The 23,251-nt window shown below is 49.0% G+C and carries 19 protein-coding genes; 12 read left to right on the top strand and 7 right to left on the bottom strand.

Annotation, left to right across the window (positions count from 1 at the left end):
* Window positions 1-115: 115 nt before the first annotated feature.
* The 7 genes from FE296_RS22970 (at window position 116) to FE296_RS22940 (ending at window position 7,313) form a co-directional block, all read left to right on the top strand.
* Complete coding sequence (locus tag FE296_RS22970; protein ID WP_150366457.1) at window positions 116-1,114, top strand: ABC transporter substrate-binding protein; 999 nt, start codon at window positions 116-118, stop codon at window positions 1,112-1,114.
* Window positions 1,111-2,157 (top strand): FecCD family ABC transporter permease, encoded by a 1,047-nt coding sequence (locus tag FE296_RS22965; RefSeq protein WP_150366456.1) that lies wholly within the window; start codon window positions 1,111-1,113, stop codon window positions 2,155-2,157. The genes FE296_RS22970 and FE296_RS22965 overlap by 4 nt, the downstream gene beginning before the upstream one ends.
* Complete coding sequence (locus FE296_RS22960; protein WP_223869007.1) at window positions 2,154-3,026, top strand: ABC transporter ATP-binding protein; 873 nt, start codon at window positions 2,154-2,156, stop codon at window positions 3,024-3,026. Before FE296_RS22965 ends, FE296_RS22960 begins: the two co-directional genes overlap by 4 nt.
* A 45-nt stretch (window positions 3,027-3,071) precedes the next feature.
* A complete protein-coding gene (gene cobT / locus FE296_RS22955; RefSeq protein WP_150366455.1) occupies window positions 3,072-4,193 on the top strand; it encodes a nicotinate-nucleotide--dimethylbenzimidazole phosphoribosyltransferase in 1,122 nt (373 codons plus the stop codon).
* Window positions 4,190-4,750: a bifunctional adenosylcobinamide kinase/adenosylcobinamide-phosphate guanylyltransferase gene (gene cobU / locus FE296_RS22950; RefSeq protein ID WP_076251579.1), complete on the top strand. Its 561-nt coding sequence runs from the start codon at window positions 4,190-4,192 to the stop codon at window positions 4,748-4,750. The genes cobT and cobU overlap by 4 nt, the downstream gene beginning before the upstream one ends.
* The gene (gene cobS / locus FE296_RS22945; protein ID WP_124113461.1) at window positions 4,747-5,637 is read left to right on the top strand and encodes an adenosylcobinamide-GDP ribazoletransferase; all 891 of its coding nucleotides are present in this window, start codon (window positions 4,747-4,749) and stop codon (window positions 5,635-5,637) included. Before cobU ends, cobS begins: the two co-directional genes overlap by 4 nt.
* 131 nt (window positions 5,638-5,768) lie before the next feature.
* Window positions 5,769-7,313 carry a cobyric acid synthase gene (locus tag FE296_RS22940; protein ID WP_150366662.1) on the top strand — a complete coding sequence of 515 codons (1,545 nt, stop codon included), beginning with the start codon at window positions 5,769-5,771 and terminating at the stop codon, window positions 7,311-7,313.
* A 126-nt stretch (window positions 7,314-7,439) separates the two neighbouring features.
* Here FE296_RS22940 and FE296_RS22935 read toward each other — a convergent pair whose 3' ends face one another.
* Entirely contained in the window at window positions 7,440-9,140 is a 1,701-nt protein-coding gene (locus tag FE296_RS22935; RefSeq protein WP_150366454.1) for a methyl-accepting chemotaxis protein, read from the bottom strand.
* A gap of 353 nt (window positions 9,141-9,493) precedes the next feature.
* Between FE296_RS22935 and FE296_RS22930 the strand changes: the two genes are divergently transcribed.
* The 3 genes from FE296_RS22930 (at window position 9,494) to FE296_RS22920 (ending at window position 12,387) form a co-directional block, all read left to right on the top strand.
* Window positions 9,494-10,891 (top strand): L-cystine transporter, encoded by a 1,398-nt coding sequence (locus FE296_RS22930; protein WP_124113463.1) that lies wholly within the window; start codon window positions 9,494-9,496, stop codon window positions 10,889-10,891.
* Between the two features lie 258 nt (window positions 10,892-11,149).
* Window positions 11,150-11,833, top strand: a complete 684-nt coding sequence (locus FE296_RS22925) for a queuosine precursor transporter (protein WP_100527911.1) — start codon at window positions 11,150-11,152, stop codon at window positions 11,831-11,833.
* A 203-nt stretch (window positions 11,834-12,036) separates the two neighbouring features.
* On the top strand, window positions 12,037-12,387 hold the full coding sequence (locus FE296_RS22920; protein WP_150366453.1) for a hypothetical protein: 351 nt from the start codon (window positions 12,037-12,039) through the stop codon (window positions 12,385-12,387).
* Window positions 12,388-12,682: 295 nt separating this feature from the next.
* Here the strand turns inward: FE296_RS22920 and FE296_RS22915 are convergent, their stop codons facing one another.
* Complete coding sequence (locus FE296_RS22915; protein ID WP_150366452.1) at window positions 12,683-13,771, bottom strand: M24 family metallopeptidase; 1,089 nt, start codon at window positions 13,769-13,771, stop codon at window positions 12,683-12,685.
* Window positions 13,772-14,034: 263 nt separating this feature from the next.
* On the opposite strand from FE296_RS22915, the gene FE296_RS22910 reads away from it, so the two are divergent.
* Window positions 14,035-15,246, top strand: a complete 1,212-nt coding sequence (locus tag FE296_RS22910) for a PQQ-dependent sugar dehydrogenase (RefSeq protein WP_124113466.1) — start codon at window positions 14,035-14,037, stop codon at window positions 15,244-15,246.
* A 590-nt stretch (window positions 15,247-15,836) separates the two neighbouring features.
* Here the strand turns inward: FE296_RS22910 and FE296_RS22905 are convergent.
* Together FE296_RS22905 and FE296_RS22900 are read right to left on the bottom strand one after the other, a co-directional pair.
* On the bottom strand, window positions 15,837-16,568 hold the full coding sequence (locus FE296_RS22905) for an MBL fold metallo-hydrolase (protein WP_150366661.1): 732 nt from the start codon (window positions 16,566-16,568) through the stop codon (window positions 15,837-15,839).
* Window positions 16,569-16,624: 56 nt separating this feature from the next.
* Window positions 16,625-17,167: a hypothetical protein gene (locus FE296_RS22900; RefSeq protein WP_124113468.1), complete on the bottom strand. Its 543-nt coding sequence runs from the start codon at window positions 17,165-17,167 to the stop codon at window positions 16,625-16,627.
* 104 nt (window positions 17,168-17,271) lie between these two features.
* On the opposite strand from FE296_RS22900, the gene FE296_RS22895 reads away from it, so the two are divergent.
* Complete coding sequence (locus FE296_RS22895) at window positions 17,272-18,135, top strand: SDR family oxidoreductase (protein ID WP_124113469.1); 864 nt, start codon at window positions 17,272-17,274, stop codon at window positions 18,133-18,135.
* A gap of 12 nt (window positions 18,136-18,147) precedes the next feature.
* Here FE296_RS22895 and thrS read toward each other — a convergent pair whose 3' ends face one another.
* The 3 genes from thrS to FE296_RS22880 all read right to left on the bottom strand — a co-directional run bounded on the left by thrS (window position 18,148) and on the right by FE296_RS22880 (window position 23,139).
* Window positions 18,148-20,148, bottom strand: coding sequence for a threonine--tRNA ligase (gene thrS / locus FE296_RS22890; protein ID WP_223869006.1), 2,001 nt, complete (start codon window positions 20,146-20,148; stop codon window positions 18,148-18,150).
* Between the two features lie 472 nt (window positions 20,149-20,620).
* Complete coding sequence (locus FE296_RS22885) at window positions 20,621-22,381, bottom strand: sensor histidine kinase (protein ID WP_124113470.1); 1,761 nt, start codon at window positions 22,379-22,381, stop codon at window positions 20,621-20,623.
* On the bottom strand, window positions 22,378-23,139 hold the full coding sequence (locus tag FE296_RS22880; protein ID WP_091015214.1) for a response regulator transcription factor: 762 nt from the start codon (window positions 23,137-23,139) through the stop codon (window positions 22,378-22,380). Before FE296_RS22880 ends, FE296_RS22885 begins: the two co-directional genes overlap by 4 nt.
* Window positions 23,140-23,251 lie beyond the last annotated feature (112 nt).

The raw sequence follows: 23,251 nt of genomic DNA, 5'->3' as shown, positions 1-23,251 counted from the left end.
GTGGACTTGTGTAAAATTGATGGGTTTAACTTGTACAGGAACACCAAGGCATGGGAGCAGGAGTTTGAGCACGATGCAAGAAAATAGCGCAAATAGAGAAGGGGAGAATAACAGAATGAATTTTAAAAATTGGAAAAGCGTAGCGTCCCTGCTAAGTGCAGCGGCACTCGCACTGGCTTTGGCCGGATGTGGAAATGCAACAACAAACGAGGGCACAGGTACTTCACAGCAACCGGCACAGGAGCAGTCCCAAAGCCAGGCGCAGACGGACCTCAAAACACAATATCCACTTACCGTTACGGATGCAACGGGTGAATCATTCACCTTTGAAAAGGCACCGGCCAAAATCGTATCCGTGTCTCCGGCTGAGACGGAATCCCTGTTTGCCCTTGGATTGGACGATCAAATCGTTGGTGTATCCGACTATGACGATTATCCGGAAGCGGCAACAACCAAAGCTAAAATGGGCGGTATTACCAAGCCCAATGAAGAGTCCATTATTGCCGCTGAAGCCGACATTGTCTTCACAGGTATCTCGATGAGCGAGGATGCGGTGAAAAAGCTGCGCGAACTGGGCATTACCATTTTCAAAACGGATCCTAAATCCATTGACGATGTGATGAACAATATCGAAACCTTCGGTAAAATCACCGATCATCAGGAAAAAGCACAAGAAATCATCACCCAGATGAAACAGGACGTGACGGATGTAACCGAAGCGGTGAAGGCAGTTAAATCGGAAGAGAAGAAAAAAGTATACGTTGAATTCTCCCCAGGCTGGACTGTAGGTAAAGGCGAATTCATGGATGAACTCATCACTGTAGCCGGAGGTAGCAATATTGCTTCGGACAAAGAGGGTTGGTATGAAATTAATGAAGAGAACGTGATTGCCTCCAACCCGGATGTGATCCTGTATGCCAACGATGTAATTGACGAAAACTCCAAAACACTGGATCAGATCATCAAGGCGCGCAGCGGCTGGGATCAAATTACGGCTGTGAAAAATGACGCGGTTATTGGCCTGGATGCCAACCTGCTGAGCCGTCCGGGTCCACGGGTAACTCAAGGGTTGAAAGAAGTAGCCAAAGCGATCTACCCTGACTTGTTCCAATGAGTAAAAAGCTGATCCTGTTCGGAACGACGGGCATGGTGCTGCTGGTGCTCACCGTGCTCATCTGCACGGGCATTGGTTCAGTAGCGTTGCCGATCCGGGATATTGCAGGCATCCTGATTCACAAAATTCCCTGGGTGGGCGATTGGATTACACCGGATTGGAATAAGGCAGCCGAACAGATTATCTGGAAAGTCAGATTCCCACGTGTACTGCTTGCCGTGCTCGTGGGCGCATCGTTGGCGATAGCCGGTACGGGATTCCAGGGGGTTCTTCGGAACCCGCTGGCAGACCCGTTCACACTGGGCGTGTCATCCGGTGCTTCGGTGGGGGCAGCCTTTCTGATTTTCTTCGGGTTGCAGTATGCACTGATCGGAATCTGGACGTTGCCACTGGTGGCGTTTTTGACGGGTGTAATCACGTTATGGTTTGTTATGGCACTGGCTCGTGAAGGGCGTAAAATACCTACACATAGCCTCATTCTGGCTGGTGTGGTCATGCAAAGTTTCCTGGGCGCAGTTGTTTCCTTCCTGTCGACCATGTCGAAACAAACGATTAATGAAATTATATACTGGACGATGGGAAGTCTGGCTCTGCGTGGGTGGTCGTATACGGCCATCCTTTTCCCGTATTTTCTGCTAGGACTGGTCTTTCTCTGGAGCCGCGCACGCTCGTTGAATGTGCTTGCACTGGGAGAACGTCAAGCGGCACATATCGGGATCGGGGTGGACAGACTCAAGCTGTCGGTACTGGCAGTTGGCACACTGCTGACTGCTGGGGCTGTCTCGGTATCGGGTGTCATCGGATTCGTTGGATTGGTGATCCCGCATATGTTGCGGCTGCTGGTGGGACCGGATTACCGACTGCTGGTACCTTTGTCTGCCATTGGTGGAGCGATCTTCATGGTGTGGGCCGATACCATCGCAAGATCGTTGCTGGCGCCAACTGAAATTCCGCTCGGTGTCGTCACCGCCTTTGTTGGTGCGCCGTTCTTTGCTTACTTGCTGCACCGGAACAAAAAGTTGCAGAAGGGGATGATGCCATGAGTGAAGAGAAGGAGAGACGTACGAATCAACTTCGGGACACGGTTTCGGCTTCTAGTACAAGTACCAATTCCAGTTCCAACTCGACTTCACTTATCTCCATTAAGGGAGCAGGGAAGTCATATGGCAATCATCAGGCACTGCGCAATGTAGACTGGCATGTTGGCGAAGGTGACTGGTGGGGAGTTGTCGGGCCAAACGGCAGCGGCAAGTCCACCCTGATCCAGCTTATTGCCGGAACGGAACAGTTAAGCGAAGGTCAGATCCGTATCGATGGTCGAGACATTGGCTCTTACAGCCGTAAGGACCTGTCGCGCATGATCGCTGTATTGCAACAGGATGGCTTGCCAGCCATCTCCTATCCTGTACGAGACGTGGTGGAGATGGGGCGATATCCATACCAGAACTGGCTGGGGCGGGAAGTGGGCGATGGGGCACTTGTGGTGGACAGAGTGCTTGAAGACCTGGGATTGACTGAGCTGGCGGACAGACCGCTGGATGCACTCAGCGGCGGGCAACGTCAGCGGGTCGCACTAGCCAAAGTTATGGCCCAGGAGCCGAGGTTACTACTGCTGGACGAGCCGACCACGTTTCTGGATATTAAATATCAATTGCAATTCATGGAATTGTTATCGGCATGGCGACAGAGAAATAACATTACGATTGTGGCTGTGCTGCATGATCTGAATCTGGCCGCGTTATTTTGCGATCACATTCTGGCGCTGCGTGAGGGCATTGCGGTTGGAAAGGGCACGCCTCATACGTTAATCAACGATGAGAATATCCAGGATATATTTCGCGTCAAACCCGCGATTGTCTCCCATCCCGACCATGCCATACCTCAACTGCTGTTGCGGCGGGACATCGATTAATTGAAGCGGGGCAACCCATATTTTGATGAAGGAAGTGCTGGTTGTATGAATAATGAACAGATGTTGGAGCAAATAACCAAAGGGATTACCGCTCCTGACCAGAAAGTGGCGGCAGAAACCTCTGCGCATGTGGATTCGTTGACGAAGCCGCCGGGGAGTCTGGGCAAATTGGAAGAGCTGGTGATCCGCCTGGCTGGCATGACGGGTAATGGACGTCCGCGTTTTGATCACAGGGCGGTCATTGTCATGGCGGCAGATCACGGCGTAGTGGAAGAAGGCATCAGTGCTTTTCCTGCTGAAGTGACCCCGCAGATGGTCCTGAATTTCCTGGCTGGAGGCGCTGCGGTGAACGTGCTTGCCCGTCACGCTCGAGCTAATGTGATCTGTGTGGATATCGGTGTGAATGCCGATCTCGAACATCCGGACCTGCTTTCCCGTAAAATTCGTAAAGGCACGGCTAACATGGCCCGAGGTGCAGCGATGACCCGGGATGAGGCAGTTCGGGCTATCCTTGCTGGAGCCGAAGTTGTATCGGCAGAGGTGGCGAAGGGAACACAGCTGTTTGTCACCGGGGAGATGGGAATTGGCAACACCACTGCAAGTGCTGCGGTAATGAGCGCGTTAACCGGAGTTACACCTGCCGCCGCCGTGGGGAGAGGTACCGGGATTGATGATGCAGGCTTGCAGCGCAAGGCTGCTGTAGTCAGCCGGGCGCTTAGCGTAAATGCACCAAACCCGGAAGATGCACTGGATGTTCTGTGCAAGGTGGGTGGGCTGGAGATTGCCGGACTCACAGGGGTTATTCTTGCAGCTGCTGCTCATCGTTGCCCAGTCGTTGTAGACGGGTTCATCTCTACCGCGGCAGCGCTGGTGGCGAGACAACTTGCACCTCTGAGTACAGCTTATATGATCGCTTCTCATACGTCACATGAAAATGGACATGGGGCGCTGCTGCGTGAATTGGATCTGAAATCGATGCTGGATCTGGACATGCGTCTGGGTGAAGGCACAGGCGGCGTGCTTAGTCTTCATCTGATTGACGCAGCATGTCTCATTCTGAACGAGATGGCGACCTTTGCAAGCGCGGGTGTCTCGGATGGGGCAAGCCCTGCTCCAGATTCCGCTGCGTCGGTTGATTCATCCCTGCAAGGAGAGAGTTCCCGATGAGCGTACTGGTGACGGGCGGGGCACGCAGTGGCAAAAGCTCCTTTGCCGAGCGTCTCTGCATGCAGCGTTCCTCGGAGGCGTGGTATGTGGCGACAGCTCAGGCGTACGATGATGAAATGCGTGAGCGTATCGCCATGCATCAACATCAGCGCGAGGCATCAGGGTATCTGTGGCACACGATGGAAGAGCCGATACATTTGCCTGCTTTGATAAGCCGCATGGGTGAAGGGCATACAGGGACTTCAGCACCCACCATTCTGGTGGATTGCCTGACGCTGTGGCTGACAAATGTTTTGTTAGCGCACGAGCATGACGAGAAGCAGGTGTTACAGGGACATTTGGACGCGCTGGTTGAAGCGATTCGAACCTATCCCGGGTTGCTTGTTCTGGTTACGAATGAAGTGGGGGACGGAATCGTACCGGAATATGCCCTTGGCAGGAAATATCGGGATCTGGCCGGTGTATTGAATCAGCGCATTGCGGCGATATGCGGTGAAGTGTTTCTGGTGACCGTAGGCATTGCGATTGAACTAAAAAGCAAGGAGTATCGCTTATGAAGGATGGCACGCCTGCTCCTCAGCGCAAACATGCCGCGGCAGCCGCTTTTCAGTTTTTGTCCCGTTTCCCTGTCAAAATGCAAATCGATTTTGTCCCGCCGCTGTTGCGGGAAAGTGTTGTTTTTTATCCGCTGGTCGGTGCTGCAATCGGTCTGTGTGTCTGGCTCTTGGGAGCCTTAAGTGGTGCAGTGCTTCCCGCCTTACCGGCTGCCGTCCTGACCCTGACGTTATGGGTATGGCTCACCGGAGGACTCCATCTTGACGGATGGATGGATACGGCGGATGGCTTGCTCAGTTATCGTACCCGTGAGCGGATGCTGGAGATTATGAAGGACAGCCGTGTAGGGGCCATGGGGGTAATTGCCTGTGTGCTGCTGCTTATGATGAAAGCTGCGCTGATCGCCGATTTTATTGCCCGGGGCCACTGGGTGTACGGTGCGTTGCTGATTCTGCCCATGATCTGGAGCCGCTGGTTCATGGTGTATGCGATGTCGGCCTGGCCGAATGCCCGCGGAGATGATGGACTTGCCGTATTGTTCAAAGGTCTGGGTGATCGGAAGGAGGTCCAGCGTGCACGCAGCTCAGCCGTTGGCCTGACCTTGATCGCAGGTGCAGTTACATTTGCCGCGGTGTGGCTTTTCAAGCCGGATATGGGGATTGCGGATGCGATGGTGAGTGGTCTGGGAACACTGCCATGGTGGCTATACCCGGTGACGGCAGTTATTATACTGCCTGTGGCGTGTTATTACATCGGCCGATTCGTGGCTGCCCGGATCAGTGAACGGCTCGGCGGTTTAACCGGGGATACGTATGGTGCCATGAATGAGCTGCTGGAGACGGCTTTGTTGACCGTGCTGAGCGTGCTTCAAGGACTGTTCTGGCTGTAACTTTTGAAGTAAGAAGCAGTATGGAAAGTGTTACGCATGAGGTTGGGAGCAAGGTGATCTGGATATAACACGGAGACAGGGGGGGAGAGAGTGTGGAAGATAGGCATGTACAGCAAACAGCGGCGGTACTCATGCTGCAAGGAACGGCTTCTGATGTGGGCAAAAGTGTCATCACAACGGCTTTATGCCGTATATTCAAGCAGGATGGCTTCAAGCCTGCTCCGTTCAAGTCACAGAATATGGCACTGAATTCCTATGTGACGGAAGATGGCAAGGAGATTGGTCGGGCTCAGGGAGCACAGGCCGAAGCCTGCGGTATTGAGGCGACAACCGACATGAACCCAATCCTGATCAAGCCGGTGCGGGACATGCATTCGCAGATCGTGGTACACGGTGTACCTTTTGCTCAGATGAGTGCATCAGACTACCGACAGCATTTCCTGCCTGAAGCAAAGCAGACGGTTATGGATGCGTTGAACCGGCTACGGGATGCCTATGATATTGTGCTGATGGAAGGAGCGGGCAGTCCGGCCGAGATCAATCTGAAGGATCGGGATATCGTCAACATGAATCTGGCAGGTTGGGCAGATGCGCCGGTGATTCTGATCTCCGATATTGATCGGGGCGGGGTGTTCGCTTCCATTGTAGGTACGCTGGAGCTGCTGGAACCCCATGAGGTGGCGCGTGTCAAAGGGTTCATTATCAACAAGTTTCGCGGTGACCTGTCCCTGTTGCAGCCAGGACTCGACTGGCTCGAAGAACGGACAGGCATTCCAGTATTAGGTGTATTGCCTTACATAAGAGATATTCAGATTGAAGCAGAGGATTCAGTGGTGCTGGACTCCATGCGTCATGGGAAATCCGGCAATACTGAGCTGGATCTGGCGGTGATCCGATATCCGCGAATTTCCAACTTTACAGACTTTGATGCACTTTCCCGTGAACCGGATGTGAATGTGCGTTACGTGACCTCGCCAGAGGAATTGGGTAGTCCGGATGCTATTCTTCTGCCGGGTACGAAGGATACGATAGGGGATCTGGCGTTTCTGCGAGAGTCAGGGTTGGAGCAAGCGATTGCCAGCCAGACCGAGCGTGAGCATGTTCAGCTCGTAGGAATATGTGGCGGGTACCAGATGCTGGGGCGACATCTGAAGGACCCATTTGCTGTGGAAGCGAATCAGATTCAGGAAGCGAAAGGACTTGGTTGGCTCCCGCTAACGACAACGTTTCTTCAGAACAAGCAGACCGTCAGAGCTTCTGGACGGGTGCAGCCTGATCACCCGATTCGTCTGTATGGTGAGCAAGATGAAGCAGGTGCTTCATTACCCATTAACGGATATGAGATTCATATGGGCGTTACGGAGTGTCAAGAGCCTGGACGTGTAACCGCGTTGTTTGAAATCTCACATCCAGGTGGTCAACCTTTCCAAGAAGGCTGGGGCTCAGTAGATGGCAGTGTGTGGGGAACCTACCTGCATGGTTTGTTTGAAAGTGATCAATTCCGACGTTCTTGGCTGAATGCTTTGCGTGCAGGAAAGGGACTGGCTCCACTTCAGGAGACGTATAGTGCGCATGAGCGTAAGGAGATGGAGTTTGATCGGGTAGCCGAATCGTTACGTTCGGCATTGGATATGAAGCGCGTGTACGAGATTATGGGTGTTCAGACACCCGAGTGAAACAACAATACCCCCATGTCCGGCAAACCGTTCTCTAGAAACGGAATGTTAGCGGCATGGGGGTATTGTATATCCTATGATTAAATGAGGTTTAAAACAGGTGATGATAGGTTAATGGTTAACCTGTTAGTTTATTTTGAAATTTTTCATAGCGGATTGCAGCTCTACAGCTTGTTCATGCAGATGACGAACTGTATTCGAATGTGAATCCATCTCGCTGAGCTGAAGATCTGCTGTTGAAGCAATCTGTAGCATACTTTCACGGGATTTGGTCGTAATCTGTGCCGTTTCTTCAACGGATGCACTCACTTCTTCAGCACCAGCAGATACTTGTTGAGTAGAAGCAGAGACGGTCTGAATGGTCAGATTCACGTTCTGAATCAATTCATTCAGTTGCTGGAAGGCTGAGCCTGCTTGTTGAACGACAGTTGTGCCTGAACCAATCTCCTGGGTTACACGGTTCATGGCATCAACCGAGCGTTCAGCATCTTCACGAATGGTACCCAGATAATCCGAAATTTCTTCGGTGGCTGTCTTGGATTGCTCGGCAAGTTTGCGAACTTCTCCAGCAACAACAGCGAATCCGCGGCCATGCTCTCCGGCACGTGCTGCTTCAATGGAGGCGTTGAGTGACAGCATGTTAATCTGTTTGGTGATTTCAAAAATGGAAGCAACAATGGTGCCGATGGCTACCGAACGTTCATTCATAGTTTCGACATAACGCAACGATTCGCTTGCTGTCTGGCCTACACGCTCCATCTGCTCAATGGCATTCTGAGCCAGTCGGTTACCGTTAACTGCCTCGTTGGCTGCTTCACCAATCTGGTCAGACACTTCAGCGGAAGAAGAAGCAATATGCATGATACCTTGCGTAATTTCTTCCATAGCTCTGGCGTTTTCGGATGCGCTTGACGCAATGCTGATGCTTCCTTTTTCTGCATCTTCTGCGGAGCGACTGGAGTTTCGTACCATACCGGACATCGATTCAACCCGCTGAAGCAGGTCATTGGAGCCTGACACAACTTCATTGGACGTGGACAAGGCACGGCTGATCATTTCTTTCAGGTTATGCGTCATCGTCTGGAAGCTTGCGGCAAGCTGGGCAATTTCATCTTTGCCTTTGATCTGGAGTTCAGCGGTCAGATCACCCTGGGATATTTGTTTGCTATGTTGGACAAGCTTGATGATTGGTTTGGTAACTCTTTTGATCATACTAGTGGAGATAAGCCAGCCGAGCACAAACACTAATGCTGTAATCCCAAGACACAACCAGAAAATCTGAGTAATCTTGTCTTGAATGAACTGGGCATCCATGCTCACAGCCATAATCATGTTACTTCCTGCAATGGGGATAAAGGCTGCTTTATGTACACCAAAGGAATCGGAGTAGACCTCACTGATTACCATTTCTTTGTTCTCAATAGCTGCATTCATTGCGGGTTCTACACTAATCTCATCCTGAGCTTTCATGTTTGAGGAAGAATTGGCCACAACGACTTTGGCTGAGCCATCTTGAATAGCAACCACGTAAGCCGCATCCAAATTATGTTCTTTTGCTTTTTCGGCCAGATACGATTCCACGGTCATAGCAGCACCTTCAGAACCGGCTCCGCCACTCTGTACCTGTAGGATTTTGGATGCTGAAGTATTCTTGTATATATCCTGAATGGACGTGTTTAGGACTTTGTCAAACTGCGGTAGCACGTAGCTTTGAATAATATTCATCGACACGGCATAGAAACTGATACTGAACAACAGAGAAGCAACCAGCAGAACGAGGAACAATGTGCCTCTGATTTTACCGGCAACGGTGCGATTACGAAACATATGATCATCCTTTCACGTCAAGTTCATTAACATTATCGCTTTTCCGTACTCATAAGACCTATCTACCAATGAAGAAAGACCTAAATTTTATGTTGAGAAAACTTGGGAATAAGCGGATATACCTATATTACAAAATTAACCGGAGGTTGAATAGAACAATTTTCACGAATTGGTGTATTTTTTTCAGAAATACATGAATCTATTACATGCATATTACATAATATCAATTAATACCTACCAGAATAGTTTGTTATATGTTATATTGTAAAATGTCTTTGTCGGAAGTACAAAAAGATAAAAGAGAAAACCGGATATTTTTCGGTTACACACATGCCTGAGGAGGATTTAAAGAAATGGATACTTTTCTAGTCATATTGAATGTAGTGGTTATGCTTGCCTTACTTGGCATCCTCTACTGGATGCAGAAAAAGCATATCTCCTTTACGAAACGCGTATTTGCGGGTCTGGGACTGGGGGTTGTTTACGGGGTTATTCTCCAATTGGTGTACACATCAGGTTCTGATGTAGTTACGAAATCAGTCGATTGGTTCAATCTGGTCGGTTCAGGATATGTTCGTTTGTTGCAAATGGTCGTGATTCCATTGATCATGGTATCGATCATCTCAGCCATTATGAATCTGAAGGGCAAGCAAAATCTCGGCAAGATGAGTGTTTCCATTATTGCCATTCTGTTGATCACCACAGCGATTGCCGCAGGGGTCAGCATTGTAACGAGCCTTGGCTTTAACCTGACTTCCATTGAGATTCAAGGAGGAGACCGGGAGAATGCGCAGATTCAGAAGGTGGAGGAACGGCTTGTTGATGTGAAGGATCAGACCATCCCGCAGCAAGTGCTGGAATTCATTCCTTCGAATCCATTTGCAGATATGACAGGAGAACGTCGTACATCCACACTGGCGGTGGTTATCTTCTCCGCGTTCATCGGTGTAGCTGTACTTGGACTGGATCGCAAAAAACCTCAGCAGGCGGAGACGTTCCGCGGTATGGTTAATGCGGTATATGCGGTGGTTATGCGAATTGTTACGCTGGTGCTGAGGCTTACGCCTTACGGGATTCTAGCACTGATTACAAAGGTAACGGCGACAACCAATGCGGAAGAGATATTAAAGCTCATCAAATTCGTGATTGCGTCTTATATCGCGCTGGCGATCATGTTTATTATTCACCTGATCATTATCTCACTGTCCGGGTTCAACCCGATTACGTATGTGAAAAAGGTTCTGCCAACACTGGTATTTGCCTTTACATCCCGTTCAAGTGCAGCAGCGATCCCGCTGAATGTGGAGACACAGACGAAGAAACTGGGCGTATCCGACGGTATTGCCAACTTGTCTGCAAGCTTTGGTGCTACAATTGGGCAAAACGGCTGCGCCGGGATCTATCCGGCCATGCTGGCGGTGATGATTGCTCCGACGGTCGGCATCGACCCGCTGAGCTGGGACTTCATTGTGACTTTGATCCTTGTAGTCATGATCAGTTCGTTTGGTGTGGCTGGCGTTGGCGGCGGGGCAACCTTCGCTTCCCTGATCGTATTGTCCACCATGAATCTGCCTGTGGCTCTGGTTGGACTACTCATTTCCGTGGAGCCGCTGATCGACATGGGTCGTACAGCGCTTAACGTGAACGGGTCCATGACTTCAGGACTCGTAACCAGCAAAATTTTGAAAGAAAATGATCATGACACATTCAATGATCAGAGCCGTGAGCTGGATTCAGCTGTTCAGGCGTAAATGGATTAGATAGAGGCTTATATTAAGATATCTAGAGCCGTCTATAAGCCAAGTGGGAAAAGCCGTCCTTCGGAGGAATCTGGAGGGCGGTTTTTTTTGTGGCAATCCAATTATACTGTCACTCAGGCAGACCTGGAGTTATTTAGTTCTGTTCATGGGACGAGAAATGTGATAGAGTATTCATGTTTTGGCCCTGAGCCAAACCGCGGTTCGTAACCATCCCGCGTAATCAAAACTAGGAAGGCAGTGTATGTATTTATGTTTAACTTAGGGTGGGGAGCAGTTTTTGTTCTCGTAACTTATGGATTTTTCCTGTTGTGTTACCGCTTGTTCGGTAAAAAAGGTCTCTATGCCTGGATTGGTGTGGCTACGGTTATAGCCAACATTCAGGTGACCAAAACGATAGATATTATGGGGATTGTACTGACGCTTGGCAACACGATGTATGTCAGCATGTACCTGACCAGTGACCTTCTTAATGAGAAGTATGGACCAGGTGAGGCGCGCAAAGCCGTATGGTTCGGGTTTTTCACGCTCATCATGACTACGGTTCTGATGCAGATGGTGTTGTACTTTGACCCGGCACCAACGGACTTTGCTCAGGATTCGATGAAAACATTGTTCGGTCTGCTGCCACGTCTGGCCCTCGGAAGTTTGACAGCGTACTTCATCAGTCAGTTCCTGGATGTTCGATTGTATTCCTGGTTACGCAAGGTGGCTCCAGGGCGCAATCAGTTGTGGATACGTACCAACGGTAGCTCGATCATCAGTTCATTTGTGGATACACTGGTGTTCTGCACGATCGCGTTTGCGTTCATCTACCCTTGGGATGTTTGGCTGGAAATCTTCCTGACCACGTATATTATCAAATTTGTATTAACTGCGGTTGGAACACCGTTTCTGTATGCTGCACGCAGCTTTAAGTTTAAGGATGAAGCTTAGACAACAATCAAAGAGGATCACTCAAAATCACCCTCTGCGCAGTCCATTGTAATTCGGACTCTGCAAGGGTTTTTTTTCATAGAAAAGACCCGAAACAAGAAAAATCCTTTTTACATTTTTATGAAAAAGTTATAATATAAACGACCTGTCGTTATAAGCGTGTATCATTAGCAACGATGATTTCAACCAAAGGGGAATCGCACATGTACTCTACACTGCGTTATACACTGGAAAGCAATGGCACAACCTACGAGAATGATAGCATTAATGCCTCATTATTGGTGGAGTTGATCACCAATCTGGAATTGCAGGAATACGTAGTACTTTCACCTTCAGAGCTGGTGGAGGGAAGTATGTATATGCAGGCTGCTGCGCTTGAGGAACCAGGGCAGATGGTGGCGGAGATTCGTTTGCAGGAAGGCGAGGACGGTTTCCGACATTACAGCTGCAGCACAACAGATACGACTGTGATTATTCAATGGTTTCTGGATTACTGGGGGAAGCAACAGCTGCCACAGCTGGAGTCTTGGCAGGATATCACGCATGAGTTTTGACTAATGGTTAATGAGTGAGTAGGAATAATGTTACGTAGAATGCAGACGGAGTAATTTTAGGATATGCTTTGTATTAATTACAATCCCGCAACCCATGATATTCATGGATTTGCGGGATTTTTGCGTTCGCGTGTGTACTTGCTACTTTTTCTATATACAGGCCTAAGGCGTACGTGAAAAAAGTATATTATTTTGAAATTACAGTTCAGCGCAGTTTCGTGCAGTTTAGTTCATGATGCAAAATATCGGCTGAGCATTGATGTATATGGGCTGTTTTGACATAGATCCAATTGGATTAGTCGCTAAGGATTTGCAGTTCTTTTGGATAAGACGTCAGAACTTCGACACCCGTTTCGGTCACAATTACATCATCCTCAATGCGGACGCCGCCTGCTGCGGTATATATGCCCGGCTCAATCGTGAATACAGTACCTTCATTCAGGATGTCCATATTCTCTCCATGGAGAGAAGGATACTCATGTACGTCAATACCCAGTCCATGGCCTACTCTATGCATAAAACGCTCGCCGTATCCCGCTTCTTCCGTGACCTGGCGCGCTGCACGATCCACTTCAGCGCAGGTGATGCCTGGTTTCACGATTTGGATAGCAGCTTCGTTCGCTGCGAGCACCGTGTTATAGATAGTTTTGAGTTCAGGTGAGATGTCACCAAAGGCGAATGTCCGTGTGATGTCCGAGGCATATCCTCCAGCATAGACACCCATGTCAAACATCAACAGGTCACCATGTTGCAGTTTCCGTTCACCCGGTGTACCGTGTGGCAGACCTGTTTTGGGTCCCGTGAGCACCATGGTATCAAAGGAAGGGCCATCGGCACCCAGCTTTTTCATCTGATACTCCATCTCGGCGACAAGTTCAATCTCGGTTACGCCTGTGCGAACATGAGAGATGCCTTGACGCAATGTTTCTTCGATCAGATGAATGGCGTGGCGAATGCGGGCTACCTCATCAGGTGTTTTTTTCACACGTAATGTGCGAAGCAGGGGGCCAACATCCTCAAAGCTGGCAGCACCCAGCGCGGCGGTCAGTTGCTCATAACGTGCGACTGTCACGTATTCTTTTTCGAGACCTACTCGGCCCAAGCGCCCCTGATAACGATCAAACAAAGCGTATGGATTATCCGTATCCGTGTGAGTAGCAATGTTGGATACCGAGGAAGCGGCTGCGGCAGCTTCAGCGTCCAGGGCGGGTACAATCAATAATGGTTCCTCGCCACGTGCGAGAACCAGACCTAGGAAGCGTTCATGCGGATTGCTTGCAAATCCAGTTAAATAGTAGATATGTTTCGGATCTGTGATCAGCATGGCGTCCAATCCTTGCCCGGACAGATCGGCTTCAAGACGAGATAAAGGGTTTTGATTCATAAGTGTAGTTGTCCACCTTTCCATTCATACTATCCTTCTATTATAAAAGATTATGATGGAATTCCAAACTGCGATGATTTCATGTCCTCGGAATCCCTTGATTTCTCGGTTTAAGCGGCTGGTATGAAGGGTAATACAGGGCGAAACCGCTTTACACATGAATAATAGCGTCACAACTATAGAGAGCAATACATTAACAATACGTTGAAGCATGGCTTATTTATTTTATATAAAAAGAACGATATGCGAAGGGAGATGTAATCATGAATAATCGAGTAAACGTACCACTGTATGCTTCATTATTAAGTGTGGCTCTGTTAACCGCGTCATGCTCTTCAGGCGAACCCTCAACGGGAGGAGTAGAGCAGACGTCTCAGGGACAGGGAACAGGTCAGGGACAGACAGCGAATGGAAGCAATACCGGTGCAAGTGGAAATGAGAGTGGAGCGCAGGGAGAGACGGTTATTCCGTATCAGGCTTCCGTTCTGGTTGAAGGATTGAATGCACCATGGGAGATTGTGAGTGTGCCTGATGGTCGGATGTTCGTAACGGAACGCCCTGGTGCGATTCGAGTCATTGAGGATGGAAAACTAGCCCCTGAACCACTGATTGAATTCTCAGCCCCATTTAATGAAGAAGGTGAGGGAGGTCTGTTGGGCCTTGCAGCTGATCCGGACTTCGAGGATAACGGTTATCTGTATGCATATCACTCCTATCTGGAAGGCGACGACATTGCCAATCGAGTATTACGCCTCAAGGTGAACGATGGCAAAGCGGTCATAGATCAAGAGTTGCTTGGTAACATTCCAGGCGGAACAAATCATAATGGTGGGCGGATCAAAATTGGCCCGGACAAGTTGCTCTATATCACGACAGGTGAACGTTATGAGCCGGAATTGTCACAGAACGAAGATAGCCTTGGAGGTAAAATATTGCGGATAGGTCTCGACGGGTCGATCCCGGCAGACAACCCATGGCCGAATTCACCTGTATACAGTATGGGACACCGTAACGCACAGGGACTGGCCTGGAACCCGGACAACGGTTACCTCTATTCTACTGAGCATGGTCAGCGTAATCATGATGAGATTAATCGGATTGTAGCTGGTGAGAATTATGGCTGGCCCGAGGTGGAGGGAGACGACGATGACAATGGCGCATATCAGGCTCCGCTTGCACATAGTGGGAGTGATACATGGGCGCCGTCTGGTGTAGCTTTTGTTGAGGAAGGACCTTGGGCTGGATCACTGATTGCTGCAAATCTGCGTGGAGAGCAGTTGCTGAAGGTTACTCTTTCGGAAGATGGCACACAGGTGGAGAAGGTGGAACCGATCTTCGAAGATGAATGGGGCCGGATTCGCAATGTGAGTGCTGGCGAGGATGGAAAGTTATACGTGCTTACCAACAATCGGGATGGACGAGGATCGCCACGAGATGGGGATGACAAGCTGATTGTACTTACCCCGGAGAGTTAAGTCTGGAGTCAGGAGATATAAAATCAGTGTTGCAGGACAGCGTCGAACCGAACTCGTCTCGCCGTAAGGTAGTGGATGGAGTAAGTTTAAAACGAACGTTTGCCGCTTATCTTGAGCCAAAGCCCTGAAGTGCCCTGAATCTAAATCGCTCTAATAGGGTGTCTGAGATTCGTTACAAAACAACTTTAGCGTCTAGAGTATGCTTAATTCGTTAGAGGCGGGCCTCAGTCAATAAAGTGGACATTTACGCTACGGATTTTCAAGGTGAGTTGTTTTGCCAAACGGGCAGGGGAAAGATACTGTGCACATGTCGTGGTGCAATATAAGATACTGCGTGCATACTGTATGCATGGCGTGCGCAATAGGAGGTATCATACGGTCAACACCAGTGCAGTGGTAAATACACATGGTTAATTAATCAAAGGAGCTGTCCCCGTCAAATTCATGACTTATGGGACAGCTCCTTGATTGTAATCTATGTGTCATCCTAATCTTGAATGAGCCTGCAACGCACAATGCCGCACGAAGAGAAACAGCGTTAGTAGGATGCTTGTGTCGTTCCAAAACACTCACAAGTCCGCTTTCTATTCTTACTCTGCGCTCTCCGCAAGTGTGGCAATGCGCTGAGCCGGATCAATCGTGTACTCTCCACCGTGATAACAGAGAACCTTATTGAGCTTAAGGTCGGTCAGTTTCTTCAGGCTTCGCAGCGCTTCAGGCATGTCCGGTGTTGCGGGTGGCGCAGGGCCAACCAGTTCATCATCGACCACACGAAGTTCATCGGCAGCGAGCAGGAATTGTTGCTCACCGAAATACAGGCAGATATGGCCTGGTGTATGTCCCGGTGTATGAATGACCTGTGTACCGCCTTGAAGGGGTAATAAGTCTCCGTCTGCCAGCGTTCTGCTGATGTTCACTTCAGGCAGCTGCAAGAGCAGTTGGTCTGCCAGTGCCAAAACGGGCGCGGGCAGCAGAGCACGACGTTCAGGTGTGAATTTGATCAAAGGTTTCTCGCCGGTTAGATATGGAATCTCATCGGCATGTGCCCAGATTTCCAGATCAGGGATGGCATCCAAAAGAGCACCCAAGTTACCGATATGATCGATGTCCTGATGGGTAATAATCACACGTTTCACGTCCGAGAGCTGTACGCCCTCTTGTTCCAACGCGGATTGAAGTTCGGCAAATTGGCCAATCATGCCTGTATCCACCAAGGTAACGCCATCTTCATCACGAAGCATGACAGGGAATATGGGGCTGTTCCCAGAAGGTGTCGGAATCTGGAGATTTAACACAGTAATCGAAGTTGTTGGATGGCTCATGGTGATCCGGACCGTAGTCCGGTACACCTCCTTTTCTTTTTTAGCGATGATTGTTGTTATTCAGGGCGATTGTATTTTAAGTGTTTTCTATATTTTTTAACGGTATGGAGCAGTGCTTCAAACGTTTCTTCTTCATTACTGCCATCCTTAACGCTGGAGATAAACGAGAAATTATCATGAACAAGTTTGTTCCTCGTCTGAAATACCAGACCAAGGGCTTCAGCGAAGTGTTCTTTTTCGGATTCCAGAGCAATGAACTCTTTACTCAGTTCGGCTTGAATGATCTCCATGTTGGAGCGTGCACGGTAGGCAGGAGTTTTCATCAGCTGGGTCGAATTAAACTTTTTCTGATATACGTCTCTGTACAGTTGATGTAACATTTGTTCAATAATGGCGCATAGTTCGATGACGAGTGAAGCATATCTTCGGTTTTTGCGTTTTCGGGTGAGCTCACGTGTTTCTTCTTTGTCCAAAATACCGTATTTTTCATACAGCGTAGAATCAACGTTCTGCAAGATTTCCTGATATTCCTGTTCGAGTAGTGCGATTTCAAGTTTGGCTTGTTTTTTAACTTTTTTAAAATCTTCTTTGGTCAGCATACTTGTCCTCCCATGGAAACCGAGATGTGATCCTATCATTATCTCATATTGTCCGTCGTCGCGCCTCTAATTTCGGAACCTCAGGTTCAGAAGGGAAGTACCTCATGTCCAATCAGACAGCAATTGTAACAGGAGCTAACTCAGGTATGGGGTTGGCAACCACCATTGAACTTGCAAGACAAGGATATCGCGTAATCATGGCATGCCGCAGTGAGAAGCGCGGACAGGAGGCTCTTCAGGAAGCTGTGCGTCAGTCCGGCTCTTCTACGATTGAATTGATGCTGTGTGACCTGGGTTCACTCGAAAGTATACGCCAGTTTGCCCGCACATTCCGCGAGCGTCATGATCGCCTTGACGTTCTGGTTAATAATGCGGGGGTGGTGATGGTCAAGCGGAAGGAAACCTCAGATGGGTTCGAACAAAGTATCGGTATTAACCATCTGGGACATTTCCTGCTGACTTTACTTTTGATAGAACCTCTGAAAGCTGCGAAGCAGGGACGAGTTGTGAACGTTTCGTCAGGTGCTTACAAGGCCGGCAAAATCCACTTCGAAGATCCACATCTGCACACAGGTTATAATCCGATCAAAAGCTATGCTCAATCCAAATTGGCGAACGTGCTGTTCACTCGTGCACTGGCTCGCAAACTGTCAGGTACGTCTGTCACAGTGAACTGTCTACACCCTGGTGCGGTGGGAACGAGTATTGGCGTAGATCGCAATACCGGATTTGGCACACGCATTATGGCGTTTGCAGGTAAACTTCCATTCTTTCTGTCCCCTGAAGAAGGGGCACGAACGGCTGTTTATCTGGCTACAAGCCCTGAAGTCGTCGGGATCACCGGGCGTTACTTCTATCAACAGAAAGAGCAGCAGCTGAAGAAACATGCCGTTGATGATGCTTCAGCTGAGCGTTTCTGGACATGGAGCGAAGAACAGGTGGGGCTAAAGCCTGACGAGAAGTTGTGATGCGGATGTGGTTCAGACTTTTGCCTTCACAGCTTGTTGGATCATTTCAATAACAGCTTCAATAGGTTGAATGCCTTGATCTCCCTGACCGTATGCACGGACAGAGGCGGATGAGGCATTTTTCTCATTCTCTCCAAGTACGAGCGAATAAGGAACTTTTTCCATCTGGGCTTCACGGATTTTGTATCCAAGTTTCTCGCTGCGCAGATCTGTTTCTACCCGAATGCCCGCAGCCCGGAGTTGGCTCTGTACTTGGAGCGCATAGTCTGCGTAATGATCTGACACAGGTAGGAGCTTCACTTGCACAGGTGCAAGCCAGAGTGGGAACGCTCCTGCATAGTGCTCAGTCAGGATGCCGATGAAACGATCAATGGAGCCGTAGATGGCACGGTGGATCACGACCGGACGGTGTTTCAGGCTATCCTCGCCAATATAAGTGAGGTCGAACTTCTCCGGCATCTGAAAATCAAGCTGGATTGTTCCGCACTGCCAGCTGCGTTTGAGTGCATCGAGGATATGAAAGTCAATTTTCGGTCCATAAAAGGCACCGTCCCCTTCGTTAATGCGATACTCCACGCCCCGACGATCCAGAACATTTTGCAGGGCACGTTCCGCCTGATCCCACAGTTCTTCCGATCCCATGGAATCTTCCGGACGAGTGGACAATTCAATCTTATATTCGAATCCAAAGATATCGTACATACGTCCGATCAGTGAGATCGCCTGATTGATCTCGTCCTCGATCTGCTCTGGCATGACGTAGAGATGGGCATCATCCTGGCAGAATGTCCGCACACGCATCATGCCGTTCAAGGAACCTGAGAATTCATGACGGTGAACCTGACCAAATTCCATCATGCGAATTGGTAATTCGCGATAGGAATGGAGTGTATTTTTGAAGATCAGCATGTGCCCAGGACAGTTCATCGGTTTCAGTGCAAAAGTGGCATCGTCCACTTCCGAGAAATACATGTTGTCCTTGTAATGCTCCCAGTGACCGGATTGCTCCCACAGCCGGTTGTTCATCATGAGAGGAGTCCGAACTTCCTGATAACCTTCCTGTAATTGCAGCTCACGGGAGAACTGCTCGAGTTCAGTGCGAACAGTCATACCTTTGGGCAGATAAAAGGGCATGCCGGGCGCTTCTTCGGAGAACATGAACAGTTCAAGCTCTTTGCCGAGTTTACGATGATCCCGTTTTTTTGCTTCTTCGAGCATGTGCAGATGTTCATCCAGCTGGGCTTTGTTCGGGAAAGCAGTGCCGTAGATGCGTTGCAGCATCTTATTATCCGAGTTGCCCCGCCAGTACGCACCAGCCACATTCAGCAGCTTGAACGCTTTGATCCGGCCAGTGGATGGAAGATGGGGACCGCGACACAGATCGAAGAACTCTCCTTGATCATAGATTGAAAGTTCGGCATCCTCTGGCAAATCCTGAATGAGTTCAAGCTTGTAAGGGTCCTGGATTTCTCCGAAGATACGGAGGGCTTCTTCCCGGCTAACGACCCGTCGACTGATCTTTTCATTTTCCTGAATAATTTTGTTCATTTCCCGTTCAATGGCAGCCAGATCACTGATGGACAAGGTATGCTCCAGATCAACATCGTAATAGAATCCATCTTCAATGACTGGGCCGATACCCAGTTTCACTTGTTCCGCACCGTAGATGCGTTTGAGTGCCTGTGCGAGCACATGTGCTGCGCTGTGACGATAACGATACAGACCTTCCGCGCTGTTCAAAGTAACGATAACAAGTTGGCAATCTTGCTTGAGCACCCAATCGAGATCAACATTCTGACCATCTACAATACCGCCAATGGCCTGTTTTCCCAGGCTTGTGCTGATAGATGAGGCAACCGCGCCTACAGTGATGCCTGCTTCGTAAGAACGTACCGCACCACCTTGCAGACGGACCTCAATGGAATGACTGGATGGTTGAAGATCATTTGCTTGGTTGTTTATTTCGTTACCTGATTTGTTGTTTACTGAGTTACTGTTTTCTTGTTTGCTCATGTGAACCACTCTCCATTTCTTAAAATGAAAGCGCAAAAAACACCCGTCCCGGAAAAGGGACGAGTGCGCTTGGCTCGTGGTTCCACCCTAATTTGGTTATGGTGCACCCTGATCTCGACCAGCCGCCGTGAACAGGAAACATCATAACCCTCATTGGAATCCGTTATCGGGGATCAGGCGGTGAACTCTACTGGCAGCATGCCGAACATCCGAAGGAAGTTCGAAATGCTGAGGTTCGAGGTCACGGCTGCAGAGGGGTAATTCCGGTCCGTTCGCTGAAGAAGGTTTCACCAATCCCCTCTCTCTCTGGGCAGCACGCAAACGAAATCATGTCTCTGGTCATCGCCAAATATGTTAGATCAACTCATTAAAGTTATCCTGAAATATGTTGCATTCAATATCAATATATTGGAACAGGTGTTATTGAGTGTCGATTATATAGACTGAAAATGGAAAGGTCAAGCGGAACATTTTAATTCGTTTCGGACGGCCCATCCCATATTAAGCGAATGATCGTTCCTTCACCAGGGGTGGACTGTACCTCAATACGACCATTCATGGCTTCGATCAAACTTTTGGTTACCGCCATGCCCAGCCCTGATCCAACGTCCGATGTTCCTGTATCTGTACCGCGATAGTATCGTTCAAATAACTTCCATACCGTCTCGGGGTCCATACCTCTTCCATTATCGACAAACTGAATGCTGAATTCATCTGCCTGCTTACCAGAATGCACACTGACAACCAGGATGGACTCTGGCGGATTATGAAGAAGGGCATTGGCCGTCAGATTATCCACGATTCGTTCAAACGACGGAATATGGACAAGTCCATACACAGGCACTTCGGAAGGTTGGAATATGATACGACTTTCTCCATATGCCGGATTCCGTTCTGCGCGCTGGATCAGATCACGGAGTAACGTATTTACGTCAGTCTCTTCCACTACAGGTTGATATCCTCCACTGCGTAATCGATAAGTCATGGCGAGGTCGTTGACAAGCCTGTCCATATACATGGACTTATCGAGCATTATGCCTGCGAATTCCCTGACTTCCTCCGCGGTCCAGCTATACTTATCCGCCTCAAGCATATGAGCATATCCCTGAATGGAGGAGAGGGGTGTCTTCAGGTCATGTGTTATGCCAGCAATCCACTCCTCCCGCAGAGAATCGTTCTGTTTCCGAAGTTCTTCATCTTGCTTCAAAGTGTGAGACAGGGCCTGCATGGAGCGAAGCACTTCAGCATACACGTTGTATTTTCGCTTCCACTTTCCGTTACGACGCTGACTGCGAGGAACTCCAAAGGCTCCGGCAGGTTCCTCGTAATGTCCTCGTTCCAGACGCTGTAACCATTGGAGCATATGCAGCATGGGTGAACCGAATCGGTTGGCATACCAGAAGGCAAGCAAAATGAGCAGAATGATGATGGATACGATCAATACGACCAATGCCGGTTCCAAGATAAAATTGTAGGGGTTTTGATTTCCGGTCGCCAATGGATCACTAGGTATGCTAATCAGCCAGGTAGTTTCATTCTGTTCGTCGTACCACGTTGCAACAGACATACCTGATCGACTCGGATAGCGAACTTGCAGAACGAGTTCCTGAATGGTGTATTCGCTAGGTACGCCCATGGCCGGTTTGTTATAGGAGGAGAGTTCGCTTCCTGACGCGTCCAATACTTGAAGATAAGCATTGGCGGCACGGAGGGCCTCCTGTTGGTCGGGCTGAAGATCAAGCTTCCCGTTGGTGAAAGCAAGGTCTGAACGAATCTTATTCATTAAGGACTTGGCCGGGTTACTCTCACCATATAACAAGGTGAATTCCTTCCCGTTTTTCTCCCGAATCAGCATCACAATCTGATAAGGGAACGGCTTCTGGCTTTCCCAGTATGCAATCAATTCCCCCGGTTTATAGCGAGTAGGAACATCGGCAGGTGTGTGATATTCATCAATAGCGTAACCTTGTTCATCCAGAACCTGGAGCCAGCCTTGATTTTTATCCACTTGTTTCAGCAATTCGGGGTCATATTGGATCGTATTATCTGGCAGAATCTCTGCAGTATTAATCAATTGGTCCAGACCATTAACAGCAAAATCATCTACCAGATTCACTTCATTTACCCTTTGAACGACCCAGTAAGTGGCTACAGACCCAAGCAGGATGATAAGAACGACTGCACCGGCAAGCATCCCGATAAACCGGGTCATTAACCTGCGACGAATACTCATGGGCGTGACACATGTTCCGGCTGAATCAGTTTGTAACCCAGACCCCGGACGTTGACGAGAAACACCGGATTGGAAGGATCGGCTTCAATGCGCTCCCGAATGCGGTGAATATGAACCATCACGGTATTGTCATCACTAATGGCTTCAGAGCCCCAGACCCGTTCATATAGATCTGATTTGGTGAAGATTCGATTGGGATGTTTGCAGAAGAAGAGCAGCAGTTGAAACACAAGTGCCGGACAGGATACGGACTCTCCTTCAACCCGAAGCTCACCAGCCCACTCCAGTACCTGGAATCGTCCAAAGTCGTACACGCCTTCCGATGTGCTGGGAGATGACGTATTTACGTTAGATGGGACGTGATCCGAGATCGCTGCGGTTTTAGATGGTAAATAACGCTTCAGTAATGATTTAATTCGAGCAACGACTTCCAGCGGATTAAAGGGTTTGGCGACATAATCATCGCCACCAACGGCGAATCCGGTTAATTTGTCATAATCGGTTGTTTTAGCCGTCAGAAACAGGATAGGCGCATCGGTGACCTGCCGTAGAAAAGGACAGATTTCCAGTCCGCTTTTGCCAGGAAGCATGATGTCGAGCACGATGCAATGATAGGTCTTGTTGTTGCATGCCTCAATGGCAGCTTCGCCTGTTGTAACGGTATCAATATCGAGAAACTGCTCTTTGAGCAGAACGGTTTTGAGCATATGCAGAATCGCCTGTTCATCATCCACAAGCAGTAATGAGACGTTATCCATAGTTTAAAAATGACCTCCTGATCCTTCTGTTGTGTGTATTGCTAATCATACCATCCAAGAAGGCTGTATAGCGTATGAGCTATCTTAACGGAATCTTAATTATACAACCTCA

It is taken from the genome of Paenibacillus sp. UASWS1643, assembly GCF_008693195.1.
GTDB lineage: Bacteria > Bacillota > Bacilli > Paenibacillales > Paenibacillaceae > Paenibacillus > Paenibacillus amylolyticus_B.
This window is presented reverse-complemented; position numbering and strand designations above follow the sequence as displayed.